We start from the raw sequence: 456 nt of genomic DNA, 5'->3' as shown, positions 1-456 counted from the left end.
TACTTAGTTTAGATAAACAAAATCGCTATGTTTGTCCTAAGTGCTCAAAAAGAGTAATGCGTGTTAAAACCCTTAATTTTACTAAACTATACGAACATTTATTAGGTTATTCATTTTCGCGACTCTTTTTTGTAAGTGATGCAATTAAAGAGAAATGAAAGGCCTACAGAAAATATTGGTATAGTGAACTTAATACATACAATAAAAATAGAAACAAAAAGAATTTGCAGCAAAAAGAAGTTAAGAAATCAGTTACCTATCTTGTTAATTCTTTTAAAAAATTATCCCCTGATGAATTTGCTCCTTCGCCTAGTACAATTTATAAAATAATTAAAAAATACCCTTATTTCCTTGATTTTGACCATATTGTTAAAAAATCTGAAGGCAAATATGGCATAAGGAAGCAAAAACAAACCAAACCTAAAACATTAAAATATGCTACAGAAATTTCAAAAC

At 27.6% G+C, this 456-nt stretch carries 1 protein-coding gene; it reads left to right on the top strand.

The genetic code is table 4. The features are described from left to right. Nucleotides 1-456: hypothetical protein (locus tag AC0B4N_RS04315; RefSeq protein WP_465102600.1), on the top strand; the 456-nt coding region annotated here is incomplete at both ends.

The sequence above is a fragment of the Mycoplasma sp. 13536 genome (genome assembly GCF_055523495.1).
The sequence above is the reverse complement of the archived record's forward strand: the minus strand, read 5'-3'. Positions and strand labels throughout refer to the sequence as shown.